Raw genomic sequence first — 21,840 nt, forward strand, 5'->3', positions numbered from 1 at the left:
TGAGGTTTCGGCTGCCGTTACACGACAGACGACCTTCTATGACTGCCTCGGGGAGATCCCCCGAGGACTTCGTCAGATCAGGCCTGGGCGTCGTCCGCGCGGAACGGGAAGCCGAGGTGACGAAGCAGCGCCCGGCCCTCGTCATCCGTCTTCGCCGAGGTGACGATCGTGATGTCGAAGCCGCGCACGCGGTCGATCTTGTCCTGGTTGATCTCGTGGAACACCGACTGCTCCTGGAGACCGAACGTGTAGTTGCCGTGGCCGTCGAACTGCTTGGCCGACAGCCCGCGGAAGTCGCGGATGCGGGGCAGCGCGAGGTTGACCAGGCGGTCGACGAACTCCCATGCGCGGTCGCCCCGGAGGGTGACGTGCGCGCCGATGGCCTGGCCCTCGCGCAGCTTGAACTGCGCGATGGACTTGCGGGCCTTGGTCACGACGGGCTTCTGACCCGTGATCTTGGTGAGGTCGTCGACCGCACCGTCGATCACCTTGCTGTCGCGAGCCGCCTCGCCGACACCGGTGTTCACGACGACCTTCACCAGGCCGGGAATCTGCATGACGTTGGCGTAGCCGAACTCGTCCTGCAGCGACTTCTTGATCTCGGCGTTGTACTTCTGCTTCAGGCGGGGCTGGATCTTGCCAGCCTCCACGGCAGTGGTGGTGCTCATATTCAGAGGTCCTTGCCTGACTTCTTCGCGTAGCGCACGCGGACGGTGCGCTTGACGCCGTCCTTGGTCTTCTCCTCGACGCGGTGGCCGACACGCGTCGGCTTCTTGGACGAGGGGTCGACGAGCGCGACGTTGGAGATGTGGATCGGGGCCTCGAACGTCTCGATGCCGCCGGTCTTGGTGCCGCGCTGGGTCTGGCCCACGCGGTTGTGCTTCGTGACGTAGTTCACGCCCTCGACGATGACGCGGTTCTGCTCGGACAGGACCTCGAGGACCTTGCCCTGCTTGCCGCGGTCTCCGCCGCGCTCGGGCTTGGCGCCCGAGATGACCTGAACCAGGTCGCCCTTCTTGATCTTCGCCATGATCAGATGACCTCCGGGGCGAGCGAGACGATCTTCATGAACTTCTTGTCGCGAAGCTCACGGCCGACCGGTCCGAAGATGCGGGTGCCGCGGGGCTCCCCGTCGTTCTTCAGGATGACGGCGGCGTTCTCGTCGAACTTGATGTACGAGCCGTCGGGACGGCGCGTCTGCTTGACGGTGCGGACGACGACGGCCTTGACGACGTCGCCCTTCTTGACGTTTCCGCCCGGGATCGCGTCCTTGACCGTGGCGACGATGACGTCGCCCAAGCCGGCGTAGCGCCGGTTGGAGCCGCCGAGCACACGGATCGTGAGCAGCTCCTTGGCGCCGGTGTTGTCGGCGACCTTGAGGCGGGATTCGTTCTGAATCACTTCTTACTCCTTGGGTTCCAAGCAGGCCCGAGGGCTTACTTGGCCTTCTCGAGGATCTCGACCAGGCGCCAGCGCTTGGTGGCGGAAAGCGGCCGGGTCTCGTTGATGAGGACGAGGTCGCCGATGCCGGCGGTGTTGCCCTCGTCGTGGGCCTTGACCTTGGACGTCCGGCGGATGACCTTGCCGTAGAGGGGGTGCTTCACGCGGTCCTCGACCTCGACGACGATCGTCTTGTCCATCTTGTCGCTCACGACGTAGCCGCGGCGGGCCTTGCGGTACCCGCGGGCGTTCGCGTCGCGGACGTCGTGGGCGGCCGACTCGTGACCGGCGACCTGGTCCTTGACCTCGGCCTCGGCGGCCGCTGCCTTCTTCGTGTCAGCCATCACTCGGCCTCTTCCTTCGCGGCCGAGTCGGCGGCATCCGCCTTCTTGGCCTTCGTCTTCGCTTCGTCCCGCTCCGCTCGCTCAGAGCGGCGCTTCGCCTTCGTCGCGACCTCGAGCGGGGCGGGCGTGGCACGGATGCCGAGCTCGCGCTCACGGATCACGGTGTAGAGCCGCGCGATGTCGCGCTTGACCGCACGGATGCGGCCGTGGCTCTCGAGCTGGCCCGTGGCCGACTGGAAGCGCAGGTTGAACAGCTCTTCCTTGGCCTTGCGCAGCTCCTCGACGAGGCGCTGGTCTTCGAACGTGTCGAGCTCGCTCGGAGCGAGCGTCTTGGTGCCGATCGCCATTACGCGTCGCCCTCCTCGCGCTTGATGATGCGTGCCTTCAGAGGCAGCTTGTGGATGGCACGGGTCAGCGCCTCGCGAGCGAGCTGCTCGTTGACGCCGGCGACCTCGAAGAGGACGCGACCCGGCTTGACGTTTGCGACCCACCACTCCGGCGAGCCCTTGCCGGAACCCATGCGGGTCTCGGCGGGCTTCTTCGTCAGCGGTCGGTCGGGGTAGATGTTGATCCACACCTTGCCGCCGCGCTTGATGTGACGGGTCATCGCGATACGAGCGGACTCGATCTGACGGTTGGTCACGTACGCGGGGGTGAGGGCCTGGATGCCGAACTCGCCGAAGCTGACCTTCGTGCCGCCGGTGGCCTGACCCGAACGGCCGGGGTGGTGCTGCTTGCGGTGCTTGACCTTGCGGGGGATGAGCATTACGCCGACGCTCCTTCTGCCACGGGGGCCTCGTTGCGAGGGCCACGACGACGGTCGCCGCCGCGGTCGTCACGACCGCGGGACTGCTTCGGCGCGTTGGCCTGCTCGCGTGCGAGCTCCTTGTTGGTGAGATCGCCCTTGTAGATCCAGACCTTCACGCCGATGCGGCCGAAGGTCGTCTTGGCCTCGTAGAAGCCGTAGTCGATGTTGGCGCGGAGCGTGTGCAGGGGCACACGGCCCTCGCGGTAGAACTCCGAGCGGCTCATCTCGGCGCCGCCGAGGCGGCCCGACACCTGGATGCGGACGCCCTTGGCGCCGGCGCGCTGGGCGCCCTGCAGGCCCTTGCGCATCGCGCGGCGGAACGCCACACGAGCAGAGAGCTGCTCCGCGATGCCCTGGGCGACGAGCTGCGCGTCGGCCTCGGGGTTCTTCACCTCGAGGATGTTGAGCTGGATCTGCTTGCCGGTCAGCTTCTCGAGGTCGGCGCGGATGCGCTCGGCCTCGGCGCCGCGGCGGCCGATCACGATGCCCGGGCGGGCGGTGTGGATGTCGACGCGGACGCGGTCACGCGTGCGCTCGATCTCGATGTTGCTCACGCCGGCGCGGTCGAGCTGCGTCTGCAGGAGCTTGCGGATCTTGATGTCCTCGGCGACGTAGTCGGCGTAGCGCTGGCCCGGCTTGGTCGAGTCCGAGAACCACCGCGACACGTGGTCCGTGGTGATGCCGAGGCGGAAGCCGTACGGGTTGACCTTCTGTCCCATTACTTGCTCGCCTTCTTGCTGGTCTTGGCCGGAGCGGCGTCGGCCGCCTCCGGGGTCGCGAGGACCACCGTGATGTGGCTCGTGCGCTTCTTGATCTGGAAGGCGCGACCCTGTGCGCGGGGCTGGAAGCGCTTGAGCGTCGTGCCCTCGTCGACGTACGCGTTGGCCACGTACAGGTCCTGCTCGTCCAGGTACTCGTTCACCTGGTCGGCCTTCACGCGAGCGTTCGCGATCGCCGAGGCGACGAGCTTGTAGATCGGCTCGCTCGCGCTCTGCGGCGCGAACTTCAGGATCGCGAGCGCCTCCTGGGCCTGCTTGCCCTTGATGAGCGCGACGACACGACGAGCCTTCTGAGGGGTCACGCGGATGTGTCGCACGCGTGCGATGGACTCCACCATTTCTCTCTCCTCTGCCCCCGCGTCAGCGGCGGCGGCCCTTCTTGTCGTCCTTCACGTGGCCGCGGAAGGTGCGGGTGGGCGCGAACTCGCCCAGCTTGTGGCCGACCATGGTCTCGGTCACGAACACGGGGATGTGCTTGCGACCGTCGTGGACGGCGATCGTGTGGCCGAGCATCGCGGGGATGATCATCGAGCGACGCGACCAGGTCTTGATGACGTTCTTGGTACCGGCTTCGTTCTGAGCGACGACCTTGCGAAGCAGGTGCTCGTCGACGAAGGGGCCCTTCTTAAGGCTACGAGGCATCTTCCTCTACTCCTACTTGCGCTTCTTGCCGGCGTTGCGACGACGGACGATGTACTTGTCGCTTTCCTTGTTGGCGTGGCGGGTGCGACCCTCAGCCTGGCCCCAAGGAGTGACGGGATGACGTCCACCGGAGGTCTTGCCCTCACCACCACCGTGCGGGTGGTCGACCGGGTTCATCGCGACACCGCGCACGGTCGGGCGGACGCCCTTCCAGCGCTTGCGGCCGGCCTTGCCCCAGTTGATGTTGGACTGCTCGGCGTTGCCGACCTCGCCGATCGTCGCGCGGCAGCGCGCGTCGACGTTACGGATCTCGCCCGAGGGCAGACGCAGCTGGGCGTAGGGGCCGTCCTTCGCGACGAGACGCACCGAGGCGCCGGCCGAGCGGGCGAGCTTGGCGCCGCCGCCGGGACGGAGCTCGATCGCGTGCACGACCGTACCCGTGGGGATGTTGCGCAGCGGCAGGTTGTTGCCGGGCTTGATGTCGGCGCCGGCGCCCGACTCGACGATGTCGCCCTGTTGCAGCTTGTTCGGCGCGAGGATGTAGCGCTTCTCGCCGTCGAAGTAGTGCAGCAGCGCGATGCGCGCGGTGCGGTTGGGGTCGTACTCGATGTGCGCGACCTTGGCGTCGATGCCGTCCTTGTCGTTGCGACGGAAGTCGATGACGCGGTACTGGCGCTTGTGGCCACCGCCGATGTGACGCGTGGTGATGCGGCCCTGGTTGTTGCGGCCACCGGTCTTGGCGAGCGGGCGGAGGAGCGACTTCTCGGGCGTCGATCGGGTGATCTCGGCGAAGTCGGCCACCGACGAGCCGCGGCGACCGGGGGTCGTGGGCTTGTACTTGCGAATTGCCATTGTTCTCTAGTCCTCGTTCCCGACCGTCAGCCGACTGCCGTGAAGATGTCGATGGTGCCCGACTTGAGCGTCACGATGGCGCGCTTGGTGTCCTTGCGCTTGCCCGTGCCGAAGCGGGTGCGACGGGCCTTGCCGACGCGGTTGAGCGTGTTGACCGAGGCCACCTTCACGCCGAAGATCTTCTCGATCGCGAGCTTGATCTCGGACTTGGAGGCGCGGGGGTCCACGAGGAACGTGTACTTCCCCTCGTCGATGAGCCCGTAGCTCTTCTCGGAGACGACCGGCTTCAGGATGATGTCGCGCGGGTCCTTGTTGACGGCGGTCATGCCGAGACCTCCTCGGTGGCGCCGGACTTCGACGCGACGAACGCGTCGTAGGCGGCCTTGGTGAAGACGATGTCGTCGGAGACGAGCACGTCGTAGGCGTTCAGCTGGTCGAAGGGCAGCACGTGGACGTACGCGAGGTTGCGGACGCTCTTGATGCTGAGCTCGTCGTCACGCTCGATGACGACGAGGACGTTCTTCGTCGGGGCGAGCTCGGCGAGGACCGCGGCGGCGGCCTTCGTCGAGGGCGCGCCCTCGATGCCGAACGAGTCGACGATGTGCAGGCGGTCCCCGCGAGCGCGGTCGCTGAGAGCTCCGAGGAGCGCGGCGGCGACCATCTTCTTGGGAGTGCGCTGCGAGTAGTCGCGCGGCTTCGGGCCGTGCACGATGCCACCGCCGGTCATGTGCGGCGCGCGGATCGATCCCTGCCGGGCGTTGCCCGTGCCCTTCTGCTTGAAGGGCTTGCGGCCGGCGCCGGAGACCTCACCGCGACGCTTCGTCGAGTGGGTGCCCTGGCGAGCCGCCGCGAGCTGCGCGACGACGACCTGGTGGATGAGCGGGATGTTCGTCTTGACGTCGAAGAGAGCGGCGGGCAGCTCCACGGAGCCGGCCTTCTTGCCGTCGGCCTTCAGGACGTCGAGCGCGAGAGTCGAGTCAGCCATGGAGATCAGGCACCCTTCACTGCGTTGCGGACGTAGACGATGCGGCCGCGCGCACCGGGGACGGCGCCCTTGACGAGCAGCAGACCCTTCTCGGCGTCGACGGCGTGCACCGTGAGGTTGAGGACGGTCACGCGCTCGCCACCCATGCGGCCGGCCATGCGCATGCCCTTGAAGACGCGGCTCGGGGTCGACGACGCGCCGATCGAACCGGGCTTGCGGTGGTTGCGGTGCGCACCGTGCGAGGCGGAGACGCCCTTGAAGTTGTGGCGCTTCATGACACCGGCGGTGCCCTTGCCCTTGCTGGTGCCGACGACGTCGACCAGCTGGCCGGCCTCGAACACGCCGTCCACCGTGAGCTCCTGACCGAGTGAGTAGTCAGCAGCGTCCGCCGTGCGGATCTCGGTGAGGTGACGGCGCGGGGTCACGCCGGCGGCCTCGAAGTGGGCCGTGAGGGGCTTGTTCACCTTGCGCGGGTCGATCTGGCCCGCGGCGATCTGAACGGCGTTGTAACCGTCCTTCTCGGGCGTGCGCACCTGCGTGACCACGTTCGGGGCGATCTCGATGACGGTGACGGGAACGAGCTTGCCGTTCTCGTTCCACACCTGGGTCATGCCCAGCTTGGTGCCGAGGAGACCCTTGGAAACCTTTTCGTTGATGTGTGCCATTGCCGTCGTCCTCAGAGCTTGATCTCGATGTTGACGTCGGCCGGCAGGTCGAGGCGCATCAGCGAGTCGACGGCCTTGGGCGTCGGGTCGATGATGTCGATCAGACGCTTGTGGGTGCGCATCTCGAAGTGCTCGCGGCTGTCCTTGTACTTGTGGGGCGACCGGATGACGCACACGACGTTCTTCTCGGTCGGAAGGGGCACGGGGCCCACGACGGTCGCACCGGCACGGGTCACGGTGTCGACGATCTTGCGCGCCGAGCTGTCGAGTCCGGCGTGGTCGTACGACTTCAGGCGAATGCGGATCTTCTGTCCCGCCATTGTCTGCTCACTCTCTTTCCGCGTCTTACCTCTGAGGGCATCGGACGCACATGACGCTCCGCGATCGCGAGGCGCCTGGGCACTTCTTCCTCGACAGGTCGAGGGATGCTGCACCGCTGTTCTGCTGTCAAACCGGAGGCCGCGGCATCCGGCTCCACTCCCCTGTGCGCACGCGCACGGCCCGAGTTCCGGCTACCCGGTTCCCGAGCCTCGAAGGTGGATGTGCTGTTCTGCTGCCCGCGGCCTAGGAGTTCGCTTGCGCTTCCTATGCACTGCCCTGGCAGTGATCCGGCGCGCGCCGAAAGGGGCGCCGGAATGTGGAACCTGACTAGTCTACGGGCCGCCCGGGCGTGTCGCAAACCCGGGCGTGTCGCGACGCGCTATGCAGGGCGCTCTCACAGACAAGTCACGGTGGTGGATGCCGCGGCGCGTCCTTGCCCACCCGGGAGCCGCCGGAGTCACGGTGAAGGGGCGGCCGCGCTTCGCGCGACCGCCCCTCTGATCCGACCGAGCGTCAGCTGGCGTCGCTGCTGCGGCGCCGGCGCGCGGTGTAGACCGTCATCGCGACGCCCGCCAGGAGCGCGATCGCGCCGGCCGCGAGGTAGCCGGCCTGGAACACGCTGCCGGTCACGGCGAGGGTGCCGGGGTCGGCGGGGTCGGCGGGACCGGCGGAGTCAGACGCCGGCGTGGCGGGCACCGACGGGATTGCGGCCGGGTTCGCGCACAGGGCGCTCGCCTGGGGGTAGACGACGGACGTCTCGTAGGACGGGTTGACCTCGAAGATCACCGTGACGCCCGCACGGGTCCACCGCAAGTTGCCGTCGGTCTCGGTGTAGGTGCCATCCACGAGCGCCCAGCCGGGCCACATCTTCGGTTCGGCCGCCGAGGCACCCGGCCACAGCAGGCTCCCCTGCAGCGGCTGGTCGCCGACGACGTAGTCGTCGCCCGCGGGGTTCACGAAGGTGATCGTGAGGGGGGTCGCGTCGTCGGTCGAGAAGCCCTCGGGAAGCGTGACGTCGTACGAGAGGTACGGCACGTCGCCCTGGCAGACCGCGAGGATGCTGCCGGGGACGAGGTCGGGGTCGCCGGGCGGCTCCTCCTCGCCGCGGCAGGCCTCGTCGTCTGCGGAGAGCTGAGCGAGGCTGGGAACCGTCCACTGCGTCTGGGCGGCCTCCGGGAACACCGTGCCGGCGAGCGGCGCGGCCGTCCAGGTCGTCGAGCCGTCCTCGTTCGAGGTCGGGGTCCATTCGACGCCCTCGCTCCTGGTGACGGTTCCGGCCGCGTCGCAGGTGGCGGGCGTGTAGGTCAGCGCCGGCGTCACCTCGGTCGGCTCCTCCTCGGGAGTGCACGAGGGGTGGTACACCGGCAGCCTCTCGAGGCTCGGGACGGTCCACTCGCGCGTCACGCCCTCCGCGAAGACCGTGCCGGCCGCCGGCGAAGCCGTGTACGTCGTCGTGCCGTCCTCGTTCTTCACCGAGGTCCACGTGACGTTGTCGCCGAGCGTCAGGATGCCGGCGAGCGCACAGGTCGGCAGCGAGAAGGTGAGGGTCGGTGTCACGACGGTCGGCGGCACCTCGGGCGTCGTGCCCTTGCAGACGATCCAGTGCGAGACGTCGGACTGCTGTCCGCCGCTGTTCTCCGGCGACGCGTAGGCGACGCCGGCCTGCGGGTGCTCGACGACGTTGTTCCACAGGTTGCCGCCCTTGACGACGAGAAGCTCCCAGTGGTCGCCCGGCCACGACGGGTCGTACTGCCGCAGCGTGACGGTCTTGCCGCCGTCGGTGATGGAGCCGTGGCTGGTGCTGCCCGAGCTCGAGTAGCAGACGGCCTCGTGGTCGGCGTACAGAGCCTCCCAATAGGACGTCTTGTTGGTGTCGGAGGTCCACTCGACGAGTTCGCCGGTGACACCCTTCGTTTCCGCGGCCGCTGCCCCGCTCGTCACGAGCGGAGCGAAGACCAGTGCGACGGCGAGCAGCGCTGCGAGCAGCGCGGAGGCACGCCGATTAATGCGTACGTCGAGCACGCTTTTCCCTTCCCCACACGGCGCGATGAGCACGCCGTAACCCCCAGCGCCTTCGGGTCGGCACTGTGACGGCCGGCGCCCCACCGCTCCCCCCAAGGGGCGGTCCGAGAGAGCAGTCTCCCGATGCGGGGCACGCATGCCGCGTTCTCGAAGACTATCGGGCGAGAGCGGCGCCGACGAAATCGAGTCCGCGCGGTGGCGGGACGGGGTGTCGCACACGCACGGGGCCCGCCGAGCATGTCGGCGGGCCCCGCCCGGAAGCCGGGCTCGCTACTGCACGTCGACCGTCGCCGACTTCCTACGCCGGCGCGTGACGACGAGGGTCGCGACGCCGCCGAGGAGGGCGAGGAAGCCGAGCATGATCAGCGGCAGCGCCGGCGACCCGCCTGTCACCGGAAGGCCCGACAGCAGGACCGTCGCGTCGTCCGAGTCGGTTCCCGTGTCTTCCGGGTCGCCGAACGTCTGATACTCCACCACCGCGACGTTCGTGATGACCGCTGCCGTCGACGCGGGATTCACCGTCGCCGCGAGCGTGATCGTCGGCGCGCTCGATGGCGAATCGTTTGCACCGACCGGCTGCAGCGGACCGAACAGCGTGCAGTTCAGGACCCCGCCGTACCCCTGCGCGTTCTGCCCGGTGACAGCGCACGAGCTCCAGTTCGGGAAGACCCCCGCGTCGCCCTGGCCGGGCCACGTCACCGACGTGATCCGGAGGTCGGCAGGGATGGCGTCGGTGATGACCACGGCTTCGGCCGCCGAGTCGTCGCTCACGTTCGCCACTTCCAGGCTGTAGGTGAACGACTGCCCCGCGCTGGTGCGCTCGACGCTCGCCGTCTTCTCGATCTCGACCGTGCTGTGCCGCGCCTGGACGCACTCCGGCGTCGCCGGCGGGTACTCCACCTCGAACGTCAGCTCGGGGTTGACCGAGAGCGTGACCGTCGACGCTCCGCGCCACGCGTAGTCGAGCTCGCTGTCATCGAGGATCAGGCCGTTGTAGACGAGGTTCAGCCGGTCGGCCGCCGTCATCTCCGTCCGGGGCTCCGGGCCGGGGATGTAGTAGTTGATCGGGTTCGATCCGGGCACCACGTCGCTCAGCTCGATCGGACGCCACCCGGGGTAATCGATCGCGACGCCGGACGGGGTGAAGAACGCTCCCGGCCAGTCGGCGAGGCCGGTCCAGACCGGGCCGACCGCGCCCTCGTCCGACTCGTCGAACTCGACGAAGGGCGGAACGCTTCCCGGGCTGGGCGGGTCGAGCTCCCACAGGAGGCTCGCCGGCTCGCCGGCCAGCAGCGCCGACTTCGCCACGACCCACCCCAGCAGCGGCGCATCACTCTGGCACGTCGCGTAAACGGACGCGGTGATGTCGCGCGTCGGCACCTCGGCGTCGTCGCAGTTGTTCTCGGGGTTCCCGTCGAACTCTGCGGCCACGCACACCAGGTTGACGATCGCGTCCAGCGGCGGCGTCGGCGCGGGCGGGTCCTCGCCCGGCGGCACCTGCGGCTCGCCGCCCACCGGTGCGGGCAGGAACTCGGCCGTCACCCGGATCGTCGCCGACTCGCCGACGGCGAGCTGATCGATCTCGAGGTCGATGACGTTCCCGGGCAGATCCGACGAGTCCGTGTAGGCGAGCCCGGCGGGCTCGACCGACAGCGTGCCGGCGACGAGCTGCACGCGACCGACATACGGCGCCTCGCTCAGCGAGTCGTCGAACACGAGGATCTCGTTCGCCGGACCGGTGCCGGTGTTCGTGACGGTGATCACGTAGTCGAACTGGTCTCCGGGCTCGACCGACGTCTCCTCGCCCGCGAGGTCGGCGCTCTTCTCGACGCCGACGTCGTCGAACTGCACGACCTGGCAGGCGTCGTCGTCGGCCGTGTAGCCGCCCGAGGTCACCGTCGCGCTGTTGGGCACGACGATGCCGGTCTCCTCCAGCTCGGCGCACTCGGCGACCGGTTCGACGGGGGGTGCGGTCACCCGCACCACCGCCGTGATCGTATAGACGTGCTGAGTCACGCCGTCCTCGTCCGGGTCGAGTGCGGCGGTCACGATGGTCCACGTCCCCTCGCCGTCGAACGTCGGATCGTCGGGCGCGGGCGTATCGGCACCCGCAGTGGCCGTCCACTCGCCCTGCAGCTCCACATTGGCCGGCAGGTCGGGCACGTCGGTCAGCACGTAGCCGACGCTCGGGCGCGGATCGGCATCCGTGGACGGATACGACACCGTGATGTCGTACGCGAGGGCCCAGCTCCCGTCGGGCTGCTGCACGGCGCCGCCCTGGGCGGACGACTTGGAGATGGTCGGGAAGACCGGCTCGGCGCACGCGTCGACGGGTGTGTCCTCACCTCCCGAGCTCAGCAGGGCCGTGTTGAGGAATCCGCCGGTCTGCCCCTCGCCGGGATCGCACGAGGTGGTGCCGCCGTCGATCGCCTCCGCGGTCACCGTCGCGCGCACCGTCACCGAGTACACGTGCGTCGCGCCCGCGGCGATGGCCTCGTCCGAGGCCAGTTCGGCCGGGTCGGTCACCGGATCGAACGTGCCCGAGGACTGGCCCGCCCACGTCGCCTCCACGACCTCGATGCCGCCGCCGAAGTCCAGCGTGTCGGTCAGGTCGTACTCGGCCGCCAGGCCGTCGGGGTTGCCCGGCCCCACCGGCGCCAGCGTCACCTCGATGGCGTAGGTGATCGTCCAGTCGCCCGTCGACGGATCCTGGTCCGTCCCCGTGACGGTCTTGACGATGGTGGGATACACGCGGTCGGCGACCGGGATGCAGTCGCTTCCGTCGATGGGGATGTCGCCCACGAGCAGCGTCGCCGAGTTGAAGAAGCCGCTGCCGGGCTCGCCCGTGCAGTCCGCGTCATCCTCGGTGAAGGCATCCGTCACCTCGACGCTCCACGACACGAGGTAGACGTGCGTCGCATCCGCAGCGAGAGCGACGTCGGTGACGAAGTCGGCTCCCGGACTGATCGGAAGCACCGGCTGATCTGCGATGTCCGTCCGCTGCGCCGTGCCCGCGTTGAGGGCGATGCCCGCGGCGAACGCGGGGGTGTCGGAGAGCGAGTAGAAGGTGTCGAAGCCGCCTGACGTCACGGTCACCTCGTAGGTGACGGTCCACGCCGAGGGATCGGACGGATCCTGCGTCGCGGCGACGCCCTGCTTGGCGATCGTCGGCAGCCCGGGCTCCGAGCAGTCGTCGGCCGGGATCCCGACGCCGTTCACGGTCACCGTCGCGACGTTCAGGAAGCCGCCGGCGGTCGGCGGGTCCTCGTCGGTGCAGGAGAGCGTGTCGCCTTCCCATGCCGCCAGATCGACCGTCGCCCGCGCCGTCACGACGTAGGTCTCCACTCCGGCATCGCCAACCAGGGGGGCGAGCACGCGATCGGTCGCCAGCTCAGCGGTGCCGTCCGGTGCGAAGTCGCCGCTCGTCGGCCCGGTCCACGACGCCCCCTCGACCGTGATGTCGCCGCCGAACTGCAGGGAGTCCGCGAGGCTGTACACCGCCGCGAGCGTGGTCGACGAGTTGGTCACGACGACGTCGTAGACGATCTCCCACGTGCCGTCGGCGAGCTGACGCGTGTCGGTCACGGTCTTCGCGATCGTGACCGCCGGGCGCTCGATGTCGACGCAGTCGGACGACTCGGTCACGGTGATGCCGTTCGTGACGGATGCCGTGTTCCAGACGCCGCCCCCGTCCGCGGGCGTCGATCCGCACGTGAGCGCGGCCTCCGAGACGGATGCCGCGACCGTCACGACGCGCGTCACGGCGTAGGTGTGCACAGCGCCTGCGGGCAGGGTGCCGGTGGCGAGCTCGCCCGCGCCCGACCAGCCGGCGTTGCGGACGAACGTGCCGCCGCCCACGGGAGTGGGGTCGGATGCCGACCATGCTCCCCCGGCGACACCTGCCGGCAGGGGCGCGGCGGTGTCGCTCAGCGTGTACGAGAGGGGGATCGGGGTGGGGTTGCTCACCGCGACCAGGTAGCGGAGCGTCCACTCCCCCGTTGCCGGGTTCTGCACAGCCGTCTGCGCCGTCTTCTGCACGGTCGGCGCTCCCGGCACGGCGCATCCCGTGTCGGTGTCGGTGCCTGAGGGGAACGTGACCGTGGCCGAGTTGAAGAAGCCGCCCCCGTTGGTGGGCGAGCACACGAGGGCGCCCGGTGCGACCGGTTCGATGTTCGCCTCTGCGGTCACCACGTAGGTGAAGGTGTAGACGCCGCCGCCTTCGATCGGCACGTCGGTGACGTTCGGCGAGCCCTCCCAGCCTTGTGTCAGGACGGTGAAGCTCGTGTCGAACTGCGGCGTGTCGGTCAGCGAGAAGCGCGTCGCAAGGGTGGGGCTGCCGTTCGCGACGACCACCTCATACGTGATGCGCCAGGTGCCGTCGGCGAGCTGCTCGACCGTTCCGTCGGACTTCTCCACGGTCACGGGGATGAGGATGTCGTCGTTGACGAGCGTGCAGGTCACGTCGTCGCCCGGGGCGAGCGTGATCGTCGGGTTCCCGACCGACGTGTTCGGGTATCCCGTGCACGTCAGGCTGTTCAGGGAGTAGGCCGCCGGGCCGCCGTTCTCGCCGATCGTGTAGACGACGCCCGCCCGCACCGGCTGCGCGGTCACCGCCGGCGTCTCCGTCTGACCGCTGAGGTCGGGCCCGCCCGGCGTGGTCGCCGTGAGGGTCCAATCGGTCGGCTCGGCCTCGCCGCCGTTGTCGTTCGTGACCTCCTTGACCAGCGTCAGCTGCGGCGCGATGTCGTCGTTCACGAACCGGTAGAGCGGATCGTCGAGCGGATCGACCGTGATGAGCCAGTCGCCGTCCCCGTTCTGCTGCGGGTACCGGAGCGGATCGGGGTCAGCGACGACATCGACCCATGCCCCGTTCACGAAGCGCTGGAGCTTGGCGAACTGGTAGCCAGGGACGTCGGACTCGGTGAGGGTGTACACGTGTCCGGGACGCACGCCGAACGTGTTGGCCACCCCCGCCGTCTCGGAGCCCGGGACGGTGGTGGGGGTCAGCCCCGCGAGGACCGCGGGGGTGGCGGTGAGGTCCCACGCCGACGGCGGGGTCGAGCCGCCGTTGTCGTTCACCACCGTCTTGAGCAGCGTGAGGTCGGCCGTCTGGTTCACCAGGGTGCACGCGACGCGGTACCCCAGGGGCACGTTGACGCCGCCGTTGATGCCGTCCGAGAAGCCGCTGCCCGGCCACGGGTCGCCGTCGGCCTCGACGCGGATGCAGGTGGCCGAACCGGTCGACAGAGGGTTGGACTGCAGGTTCGTCCGGTTGTCTGTCTGCCGATAGCGAGGGTCTCCGCCGGACTCGAACAGCTGGTATCGCGCGTTGGGCGTCACGTTCTGCGAAGCCACCGATGCAGACTCCGCCGCGCCAGAGAAGCCCGGCAGTCCGGTGGGAACCTGCGCGGTCGCGAGGAACGACGCGTTGAGCGTCCAGCTCGAAGGCTGTGCGTCACCGCCCTGAACCTGCTTGATGAGTGTCAGTTCGCTGTTGCAGAGCACGGTGTTCGTGATCGTCGCCGTGTTGTTGATCTGGCTCAGAAGCATCTGGTAGCCCGCACCCAACGGGACGTTGGCCGGCGTGCCGTTGACGCTGGTGACGACCGCGCTGCTCGTGCACATCGTGGGGTCGATCAGGGTGACCTGTTCGGACAGCGTGGTCGTGTCCCCCTGCGCGTAGCCCGTCCGGGTCACTCCCCATCCCTGGTTCGTCGCCCCGGCTGCGCCCGGACCGGTCAGCTGCAGCTGGGCGGTCAGGTCGCTCGGCTGCGCGCCGTCGGGATACGTCACGCCGTTGACGACCCACGTCTTGGTGACCGTGAGGTTCGCCTCCGGCGCCGGGGCGCGGTTGAAGACGACGCAGTTCACGGCCTGGGTGCTCGGCACGTCCACCGTGAATCCGAGCGCGCCGCTGTTGGTGACCGACACCGCTTCGTTCGTGTTGAGGTTCCGGCAGACGGCGTTCTGCCCGCCCACCTGCTGAAGGGTGAATCCCGATTGCTGCGTCTCCACCACCGAGACCGAGGCGCTCGTCGTGCCGCCGGGGAACGCCAGCGGGTAGGTGACGGTGCCCGTGCCGTCGGCGGTCGTCGTGCGTGCCGCGGCCGGCGTCGTGACGCCCGGCGTGTTGACGGTGCCGGTGAACTGCCATCCCGCCCCGGAGGGAAGTGCACCCGTCGTCTGCCCGACCGGCGTGGTGTTCGGGATGATCTGCTTGGTCACCGTGAGCGTGCCCTCGCAGTTGCCCAGTGCGAGATTGCGCAGGGCGGTGCCGACGGCGGCGAAGTTGTTCGCCTGGTAGTAGTCGGCCGTCTCGCCGTTGGCTCCCGTGAAGGCGGTCGGTCCCGAGATCGCCCGGAGGTTGAGCGCGTTCGTCGCGCCGGTCGCCCCGTCGCCCACCCCGAACGCGAGCACGCGCGTCGGCGCGGTGCCGCCGGGGCCGGCCTTGAGGGCGTTGGCCGAGAAGATGCCGTTCTCGGTCTCGCGGAAGCGGTTGTCCGAACCGCTCCCCTGCGGAGGCTGGTTGTACGACGTCGGGTTGCCGTCGGTGATGACCACGGCGATGTCGAAGTTGTTGGCGGCCGTGTTGGCCGCCGCCGCGACGCCGAGGCCGCGGTCCCAGTTGGTGCTGCCGTCGGCCGTCCACGGCGCGTAGAGGTTCTTGAACGCGGTTCCCTGAGCAGGCGTCGAGACCGGCGTGAGGGAGGGGAAGTTCGCGGTCGCGCCCGTCGCAGGCGTCTGCGACGAGAACGAGAACAGCGCCATGCGCGACGGCGTGCCCTGCAGCGAGTCGACGAACGTGTTCGCGGCCGTCTTCAGCTGGGCGAGAGAGCCCGAGACCGAGCCGGAGAGGTCGAGGATGAGCGCGACATCGAGCCCGCAGGAGGCGGTCAGCGCAGGATTGCTGCGCGACTGCTGCCAGATTCCGCCGGATGCCGTCGGCGTGATGCCCGACGACAGCATGAAGGCGTTGGCGTCCTGCGAGGAGTAGGTGCTGTTCGCCCGCAGCTGGTTGCCGGTGCGGAACGTGTAGGGCGTCGCCGCCCCGGCGCCCGAGGAGCCGCCGGTCCGCAGCGTCGGGTTGGCGTAGTAGCCCGCGGGGACGCTCGACTGCACGACCCAGTACCGCTGGTCGCGGTTGGCGCCGCCGGGGTTGGTCGCCGGCACGGTGAAGGAGCAGTCGCCCTGCGCGTCGGAGGTGCACTTGGCCCATCCGTCCCCTGTTCCCGCCACGCCGTCGGGGCGCGTGCCGCTCGGTCCGCCCGCGCCGCCCGTGTTCAGCAGGAGCACGACGCCGGCAAGGCTCGTCACCCCCGTGATCCCGGTGCGGTCCGAACCCACCTTGACGGTGATGACCGAGGTCGTCGGGCCGGGATCGGGCACGAGGAGGACGCCGACATCCGGTTGGGCGGCCGCGGCATCCTGCGCGGTCTTCTGCTCGTCCTGCACCGACAGATCGGTCTGGTCGGCCGGCTTCACGTCGCCGCCCGGGGCAGCCGGCTCCGAGGGCTCCGGATCAGCGGGAGCCGGGTCCTCCGGCGCCGGCGATTCCTCCTGGATCGGCGTATCCGCGGGAGGGTCGGTCGGATCCTCCGGCGCCGCCGTCTGCTCGGGTGCGGCCGACTGCTCCGGCGTGGGCGTCGGCGTCACCTCCGCCGCGACCGCGGGCCCGACCCCGCTGAAGATGAGAGCCCCGGAAACCAGCGTCGCGACTGCGCCGGCGTACCACCGGTGCCGCAACGTCAGCCTGCGCTGCCGCTCCCGCTCCTCCCGAAGAGTCCGGCGCAGCCCCCTGCGCCCCGAAATCTGCCCGCCCGAAACACCAGACATATGAAATTACCCGTCGCCATCGACTCGGGTTCCCCCGAACCGGAGACCCGTTCGAGGTTCCACGGAACACGGAACCCCGCGGAGCACGACGTCACGCCGTCTCGTCAGCCCCAGAGCCGACGTGATGACCGCCCTCCGAGAGCGACCGTAGTCCGCGGCCTCGCGGGGCGTCAAGTACGCGGACGCAGCGACACCGCCTCCGCGCGAAGCGCCGGTCCCCTCGGAGGGCACGCGAAAGGCCCGGGCGGACGCTCCACCCGGGCCGTGCGGATGCCGCTACTTCTCGTTGCCGACGGCGCGGTCGGCCTTGTCCCGGAACTCGTCGACGGTCGCGTCGTGCTGGTCGGGTGCGATCTTCTTCGCGAGGTCGGCGGCGGTGTCGAAGACCTGATCGCTGACCTGCTCCGCCTGGTCCGAGCGCAGGAAGCCGTCCACTTGGTCCTTGTTGTCGGCGTAGAGCTTCTTGCCCTGATTGACGATGTCGTCGATGCCCATGCGGGTCCCCCTTCGGTGCGAGTCACGGCGGACCGCCGCGCGTTCATTCTGTCGGGCCACTGCGGCGGGCGTAAGCCCTTGGGAAAGCTGAAAGCCCCCGGGATCGCTCCCGGGGGCTTTCGAGCCGTCAGGCGCTGCCGCGCCGAAGGACTTACTTGACGATCTTGGTCACCGTGCCGGCGCCGACGGTGCGGCCACCCTCGCGGATCGCGAAGCCGAGGCCCTCCTCCATGGCGATCGGCTGGATGAGCTCGACCGTCATGTCGGTGGTGTCGCCGGGCATGACCATCTCGGTGCCCTCGGGCAGCGTGATGACGCCGGTGACGTCGGTGGTGCGGAAGTAGAACTGCGGACGGTAGTTCGTGAAGAACGGGTTGTGACGGCCGCCCTCCTCCTTGGACAGGATGTACGCCGTGCCCTCGAAGTTGGTGTGCGGGGTGACCGAGCCGGGCTTCACGACGACCTGGCCGCGCTCGACGTCGTCACGCTTCGTGCCGCGGAGGAGCAGACCACAGTTCTCGCCGGCCCACGCCTCGTCGAGCTGCTTGTGGAACATCTCGATACCCGTGACGATCGTCTTCTGCGTCGGGCGGATGCCGACGATCTCGACCTCGGAGTTGATCGCGAGCGTGCCGCGCTCGGCGCGACCCGTGACGACCGTGCCACGGCCGGTGATGGTGAAGACGTCCTCGATGGGCATGAGGAACGGCTTGTCCTTGTCACGCACCGGGTCGGGGATGGACTCGTCGACGGCCTCCATGAGCTCGACGATGGACTGCGTCCACTTCTCGTCGCCCTCGAGGGCCTTGAGGCCCGAGACACGGATGACGGGCGCGTTGTCGCCGTCGAAGTCCTGCGACGAGAGCAGCTCGCGGACCTCGAGCTCGACGAGCTCCAGGATCTCCTCGTCGTCGACCATGTCGGCCTTGTTGAGCGCGACGAGCAGGTAGGGGACGCCGACCTGCTTGGCGAGCAGAACGTGCTCACGGGTCTGCGCCATGGGGCCGTCGGTGGCGGCCACGACGAGGATCGCGCCGTCCATCTGGGCGGCACCCGTGATCATGTTCTTGATGTAGTCGGCGTGACCGGGGGCGTCGACGTGCGCGTAGTGACGCTTCGGGGTCTCGTACTCGACGTGCGAGATGTTGATCGTGATGCCGCGCTGGCGCTCCTCGGGAGCGGAGTCGATCGACGCGAAGTCGCGCTGAACGTTGGTGGCCGACGGGTACTTGTCGGCGAGCACCTTCGAGATCGCAGCGGTGAGCGTGGTCTTGCCGTGGTCGACGTGACCGATCGTTCCGATGTTCACGTGCGGCTTGGTCCGCTCGAACTTGGCCTTAGCCACTGGGTCCTCCTCAGGACGGTCGTGTAGGGATTCCGGGCACTGGTTTGCGACCGGGTCTCTACGGGGATTTCTCTAGCTTAGTAGAGGGGTTCTGTTTGATTCTGTGCAGTTATTGAGGATGGATGCCGCGACCCGCGCCCGTCGTCGGCCGGGGCCGCGGCATCCCGGGCGATTACTCGCCCTTGTTCTTCTGGACGATCTCGTCCGCGACGTTGCGCGGCACCTCGGCGTAGCTGTCGAACTCCATCGAGTAGACGGCGCGGCCCGAGGTCTTCGAGCGGAGGTCGCCGATGTAGCCGAACATCTCCGAGAGCGGCACGAGAGCGCGGACGACCTTGACGCCCGCCGCGTCCTCCATCGACTGGATCTGCCCACGACGGCTGTTGAGGTCGCCGATGACGTCGCCCATGTACTCCTCGGGAGTACGGACCTCGACGGCCATGAGCGGCTCGAGGAGGACGGGGTTCGCCTTGCGGACGGCCTCCTTGAAGCCCATGGAGCCCGCGATCTTGAACGCCATCTCGGACGAGTCGACATCGTGCGACGCGCCGTCGAGGAGGGTCGCCTTCACGCCGACCATCGGGTAGCCGGCGAGCACGCCGACCGCCATCGCGTCCTGGAAGCCCTGGTTGGTGGGCTCGATGTACTCGCGCGGGATGCGGCCACCGGTGACCTTGTTCTCGAACTCGTACGTCTTGTCCGCCGTGACCTCGAGGGGCTCGAGCGCGAACTGGACCTTCGCGAACTGACCCGACCCGCCGGTCTGCTTCTTGTGCGTGTAGTCGTGGCGCTCGACGGTCTTGCGGATCGTCTCGCGGTAAGCCACCTGCGGCTTGCCGACGTTCGCCTCGACCTTGAACTCGCGCTTCATGCGGTCGACGAGGATGTCGAGGTGCAGCTCGCCCATGCCCTTGATGACGGTCTGGCCGGTCTCGGCGTTCTGCTCCACGCGGAACGTCGGGTCCTCCTCGGCGAGCTTCTGGATGGCCAGACCCAGCTTCTCCTGGTCGGCCTTCGTCTTGGGCTCGATCGCGACCTCGATGACCGGCTCCGGGAAGGTCATCGACTCGAGCACGACCTGGTTGTTCGCGTCCGAGAGCGTGTCGCCCGTCGTCGTGTCCTTGAGGCCGATGACCGCGTAGATGTGACCCGCGGTGACCGAATCGACCGGGTTCTCCTTGTTGGCGTGCATCTGGAAGATCTTCCCGATGCGCTCCTTCTTGCCCTTGGTCGCGTTGACGACCTGCGAGCCGGAGTCGAGGTGACCGGAGTACACGCGGATGTAGGTCAGACGACCGAAGAAGGGGTGCGAGACGATCTTGAACGCGAGGGCCGCGAACGGCTCGTCGCGGTCGGCGTGGCGCTCGATGACCTTCTCTTCGTCCTTCGGGTCGTGCGCCTCGATGGCGGGGACGTCGAGGGGCGACGGGAGGTAGTCGACGACCGCGTCGAGCATCGGCTGCACACCGCGGTTCTTGAACGCCGAGCCGCACAGCACCGGGTAGAGCTCGCCCGAGACGGTGAGCTTGCGGATGGCGCCCTTGATCTCGGCGACGGTGAGCTCCTCACCGCCGAAGTACTTCTCGAGCAGGTGCTCGTCGCTCTCGGCGACCGTCTCCAGCAGCTGCTGGCGGTACTCGGCGGCCTTGTCGGCGAGGTCGGCGGGGATCTCCTGGATCTCGTACTTCGCGCCCATCGTCACGTCGCCCTTGGCGTCGCCGGGCCAGACCAGCGCGCGCATCTCGACGAGGTCGACGACGCCGATGAAGTCGTTCTCGACGCCGATCGGCAGCTGGAGGACGAGCGGCTTGGCCTTCAGCCGGTTCACGATGGTGTCCACCGTGAAGTAGAAGTCCGCGCCCAGCTTGTCCATCTTGTTGACGAAGCAGATGCGGGGCACGTCGTACTTGTCGGCCTGACGCCACACCGTCTCGGACTGGGGCTCGACGCCCTCCTTGCCGTCGAACACGGCGACGGCGCCGTCGAGGACGCGGAGCGAGCGCTCCACCTCGACGGTGAAGTCGACGTGGCCGGGGGTGTCGATGATGTTGATCTGGTGCTTGTCCCAGAAGCACGTGACGGCGGCCGACGTGATCGTGATGCCGCGCTCCTGCTCCTGCTCCATCCAGTCGGTGGTGGCAGCGCCGTCGTGCGTCTCGCCGATCTTGTGGTTGACGCCCGTGTAGAAGAGGATGCGCTCGGTCGTCGTCGTCTTGCCGGCATCGATGTGCGCCATGATGCCGATGTTGCGGACCTTGTTGAGGTCGGTGAGCACTTCTTGTGCCACGGGGTTTCCTATCTTGTGGATCGGGTTCTGGGCGTTTCGTCTCGCCTCGCTCGCTCAACGACCGTGCTCAGGCCGGTCGTTGAGCGAGCGCGAAGCGCGAGACGGACCGGGTTACCAGCGGTAGTGCGCGAAGGCGCGGTTCGACTCGGCCATCTTGTGGGTGTCCTCGCGGCGCTTCACCGCGGCACCCAGGCCGTTCGAGGCATCCAAGATCTCGTTCTGGAGGCGCTCGGTCATGGTCTTCTCACGACGGCCCTTGGCGTAGCTGACGAGCCAGCGGAGGGCGAGCGTGTTGGCGCGGTGAGGCTTGACCTCGACCGGCACCTGATAGGTCGAGCCGCCGACGCGGCGCGACTTGACCTCGAGGGTCGGGCGCACGTTGTCGAGGGCCTTCTTGAGCGTGGCGACGGCGTCCTGGCCGTTCTTCGACTCGACGCCCTTGAGGGCGTTGTAGACGATCGACTCGGCGAGCGACTTCTTGCCGTCGACGAGGATCTTGTTCACCAGCTGGCTGACGATCGGAGCGCCGTAGACCGGGTCGTTGACGACGGGGCGCTTCGGGGCGGGTCCCTTGCGAGGCATGTCTCTCAGCCCTTCTTCGCGCCGTAGCGGCTGCGAGCCTGCTTGCGGTTCTTCACGGCCTGCGTGTCGAGCGCGCCGCGGACGATCTTGTAGCGGACACCCGGGAGGTCCTTCACACGACCGCCGCGGACCAGCACGAGCGAGTGCTCCTGCAGGTTGTGGCCCTCGCCCGGGATGTAGGCGGTGACCTCGGTGCCGTTGCGGAGCTTGACACGGGCGACCTTGCGCATGGCCGAGTTCGGCTTCTTGGGCGTGGTCGTGTAGACGCGGGTGCAGACACCCGCCTGCTGCGGGTTCGACTTCAGGGCGGGAGCCTTGGTCTTCGAGACCTTCGGCGTGCGCCCCTTGCGAACCAACTGCTGAATCGTTGGCACGTTCTCTCCTTGTATGTGCTGCACGGTGACAGCGTTCGTGGTCTCCCCTCGGGATTCGCGGATCTT

Annotated in this window: 21 protein-coding genes; all 21 read right to left on the reverse strand. The window is 68.5% G+C overall.

Annotated elements, in window-relative coordinates; all coding sequences use genetic code 11:
• Positions 1–77 precede the first annotated feature (77 nt).
• Positions 78–668, reverse strand: a complete 591-nt coding sequence (rplE, locus tag EV279_RS00330) for a 50S ribosomal protein L5 (protein ID WP_133540917.1) — start codon at positions 666–668, stop codon at positions 78–80.
• Between the two features lie 2 nt (positions 669–670).
• Positions 671–1,030: a 50S ribosomal protein L24 gene (gene rplX / locus EV279_RS00335; RefSeq protein ID WP_133540919.1), complete on the reverse strand. Its 360-nt coding sequence runs from the start codon at positions 1,028–1,030 to the stop codon at positions 671–673.
• A 2-nt stretch (positions 1,031–1,032) separates the two neighbouring features.
• Complete coding sequence (gene rplN, locus EV279_RS00340) at positions 1,033–1,401, reverse strand: 50S ribosomal protein L14 (protein ID WP_045246799.1); 369 nt, start codon at positions 1,399–1,401, stop codon at positions 1,033–1,035.
• A gap of 35 nt (positions 1,402–1,436) precedes the next feature.
• On the reverse strand, positions 1,437–1,784 hold the full coding sequence (gene rpsQ / locus EV279_RS00345; protein ID WP_133540921.1) for a 30S ribosomal protein S17: 348 nt from the start codon (positions 1,782–1,784) through the stop codon (positions 1,437–1,439).
• Entirely contained in the window at positions 1,784–2,131 is a 348-nt protein-coding gene (rpmC, locus tag EV279_RS17110) for a 50S ribosomal protein L29 (protein WP_133540923.1), read from the reverse strand. Before rpmC ends, rpsQ begins: the two co-directional genes overlap by 1 nt.
• On the reverse strand, positions 2,131–2,550 hold the full coding sequence (gene rplP, locus EV279_RS00355; protein WP_133540925.1) for a 50S ribosomal protein L16: 420 nt from the start codon (positions 2,548–2,550) through the stop codon (positions 2,131–2,133). Before rplP ends, rpmC begins: the two co-directional genes overlap by 1 nt.
• Positions 2,550–3,311 (reverse strand): 30S ribosomal protein S3, encoded by a 762-nt coding sequence (rpsC, locus tag EV279_RS00360; RefSeq protein ID WP_133540926.1) that lies wholly within the window; start codon positions 3,309–3,311, stop codon positions 2,550–2,552. The genes rplP and rpsC overlap by 1 nt, the downstream gene beginning before the upstream one ends.
• Positions 3,311–3,709, reverse strand: coding sequence for a 50S ribosomal protein L22 (rplV, locus tag EV279_RS00365; RefSeq protein ID WP_133540928.1), 399 nt, complete (start codon positions 3,707–3,709; stop codon positions 3,311–3,313). The genes rpsC and rplV overlap by 1 nt, the downstream gene beginning before the upstream one ends.
• A 22-nt stretch (positions 3,710–3,731) precedes the next feature.
• Entirely contained in the window at positions 3,732–4,013 is a 282-nt protein-coding gene (rpsS, locus tag EV279_RS00370) for a 30S ribosomal protein S19 (RefSeq protein ID WP_133540930.1), read from the reverse strand.
• Positions 4,014–4,025: 12 nt separating this feature from the next.
• Positions 4,026–4,865: a 50S ribosomal protein L2 gene (gene rplB / locus EV279_RS00375; protein ID WP_133540932.1), complete on the reverse strand. Its 840-nt coding sequence runs from the start codon at positions 4,863–4,865 to the stop codon at positions 4,026–4,028.
• Positions 4,866–4,891: 26 nt separating this feature from the next.
• Positions 4,892–5,191, reverse strand: coding sequence for a 50S ribosomal protein L23 (gene rplW / locus EV279_RS00380; RefSeq protein ID WP_133540934.1), 300 nt, complete (start codon positions 5,189–5,191; stop codon positions 4,892–4,894).
• Positions 5,188–5,850 (reverse strand): 50S ribosomal protein L4, encoded by a 663-nt coding sequence (rplD, locus tag EV279_RS00385; protein ID WP_133540936.1) that lies wholly within the window; start codon positions 5,848–5,850, stop codon positions 5,188–5,190. Before rplD ends, rplW begins: the two co-directional genes overlap by 4 nt.
• A gap of 5 nt (positions 5,851–5,855) precedes the next feature.
• The gene (rplC, locus tag EV279_RS00390; RefSeq protein WP_133540938.1) at positions 5,856–6,515 is read right to left on the reverse strand and encodes a 50S ribosomal protein L3; all 660 of its coding nucleotides are present in this window, start codon (positions 6,513–6,515) and stop codon (positions 5,856–5,858) included.
• A gap of 11 nt (positions 6,516–6,526) precedes the next feature.
• Positions 6,527–6,835, reverse strand: coding sequence for a 30S ribosomal protein S10 (gene rpsJ, locus EV279_RS00395; protein WP_013584016.1), 309 nt, complete (start codon positions 6,833–6,835; stop codon positions 6,527–6,529).
• Between the two features lie 514 nt (positions 6,836–7,349).
• Positions 7,350–8,858 (reverse strand): hypothetical protein, encoded by a 1,509-nt coding sequence (locus EV279_RS00400; RefSeq protein ID WP_133540939.1) that lies wholly within the window; start codon positions 8,856–8,858, stop codon positions 7,350–7,352.
• A gap of 270 nt (positions 8,859–9,128) precedes the next feature.
• Positions 9,129–16,601 carry a VWA domain-containing protein gene (locus tag EV279_RS00405; protein ID WP_166644404.1) on the reverse strand — a complete coding sequence of 2,491 codons (7,473 nt, stop codon included), beginning with the start codon at positions 16,599–16,601 and terminating at the stop codon, positions 9,129–9,131.
• A 366-nt stretch (positions 16,602–16,967) separates the two neighbouring features.
• Positions 16,968–17,186, reverse strand: coding sequence for a hypothetical protein (locus EV279_RS00410; protein ID WP_133540943.1), 219 nt, complete (start codon positions 17,184–17,186; stop codon positions 16,968–16,970).
• Between the two features lie 151 nt (positions 17,187–17,337).
• Positions 17,338–18,531, reverse strand: a complete 1,194-nt coding sequence (tuf, locus tag EV279_RS00415) for an elongation factor Tu (RefSeq protein ID WP_133540945.1) — start codon at positions 18,529–18,531, stop codon at positions 17,338–17,340.
• A gap of 172 nt (positions 18,532–18,703) precedes the next feature.
• Positions 18,704–20,818, reverse strand: coding sequence for an elongation factor G (fusA, locus tag EV279_RS00420; RefSeq protein ID WP_133540947.1), 2,115 nt, complete (start codon positions 20,816–20,818; stop codon positions 18,704–18,706).
• A gap of 111 nt (positions 20,819–20,929) precedes the next feature.
• A complete protein-coding gene (gene rpsG / locus EV279_RS00425) occupies positions 20,930–21,400 on the reverse strand; it encodes a 30S ribosomal protein S7 (protein WP_133540949.1) in 471 nt (156 codons plus the stop codon).
• Between the two features lie 5 nt (positions 21,401–21,405).
• Positions 21,406–21,774, reverse strand: a complete 369-nt coding sequence (rpsL, locus tag EV279_RS00430) for a 30S ribosomal protein S12 (RefSeq protein WP_029145644.1) — start codon at positions 21,772–21,774, stop codon at positions 21,406–21,408.
• Positions 21,775–21,840: the final 66 nt, after the last annotated feature.

The sequence above is a fragment of the Microbacterium sp. BK668 genome (assembly GCF_004362195.1).
Lineage (GTDB): Bacteria > Actinomycetota > Actinomycetes > Actinomycetales > Microbacteriaceae > Microbacterium.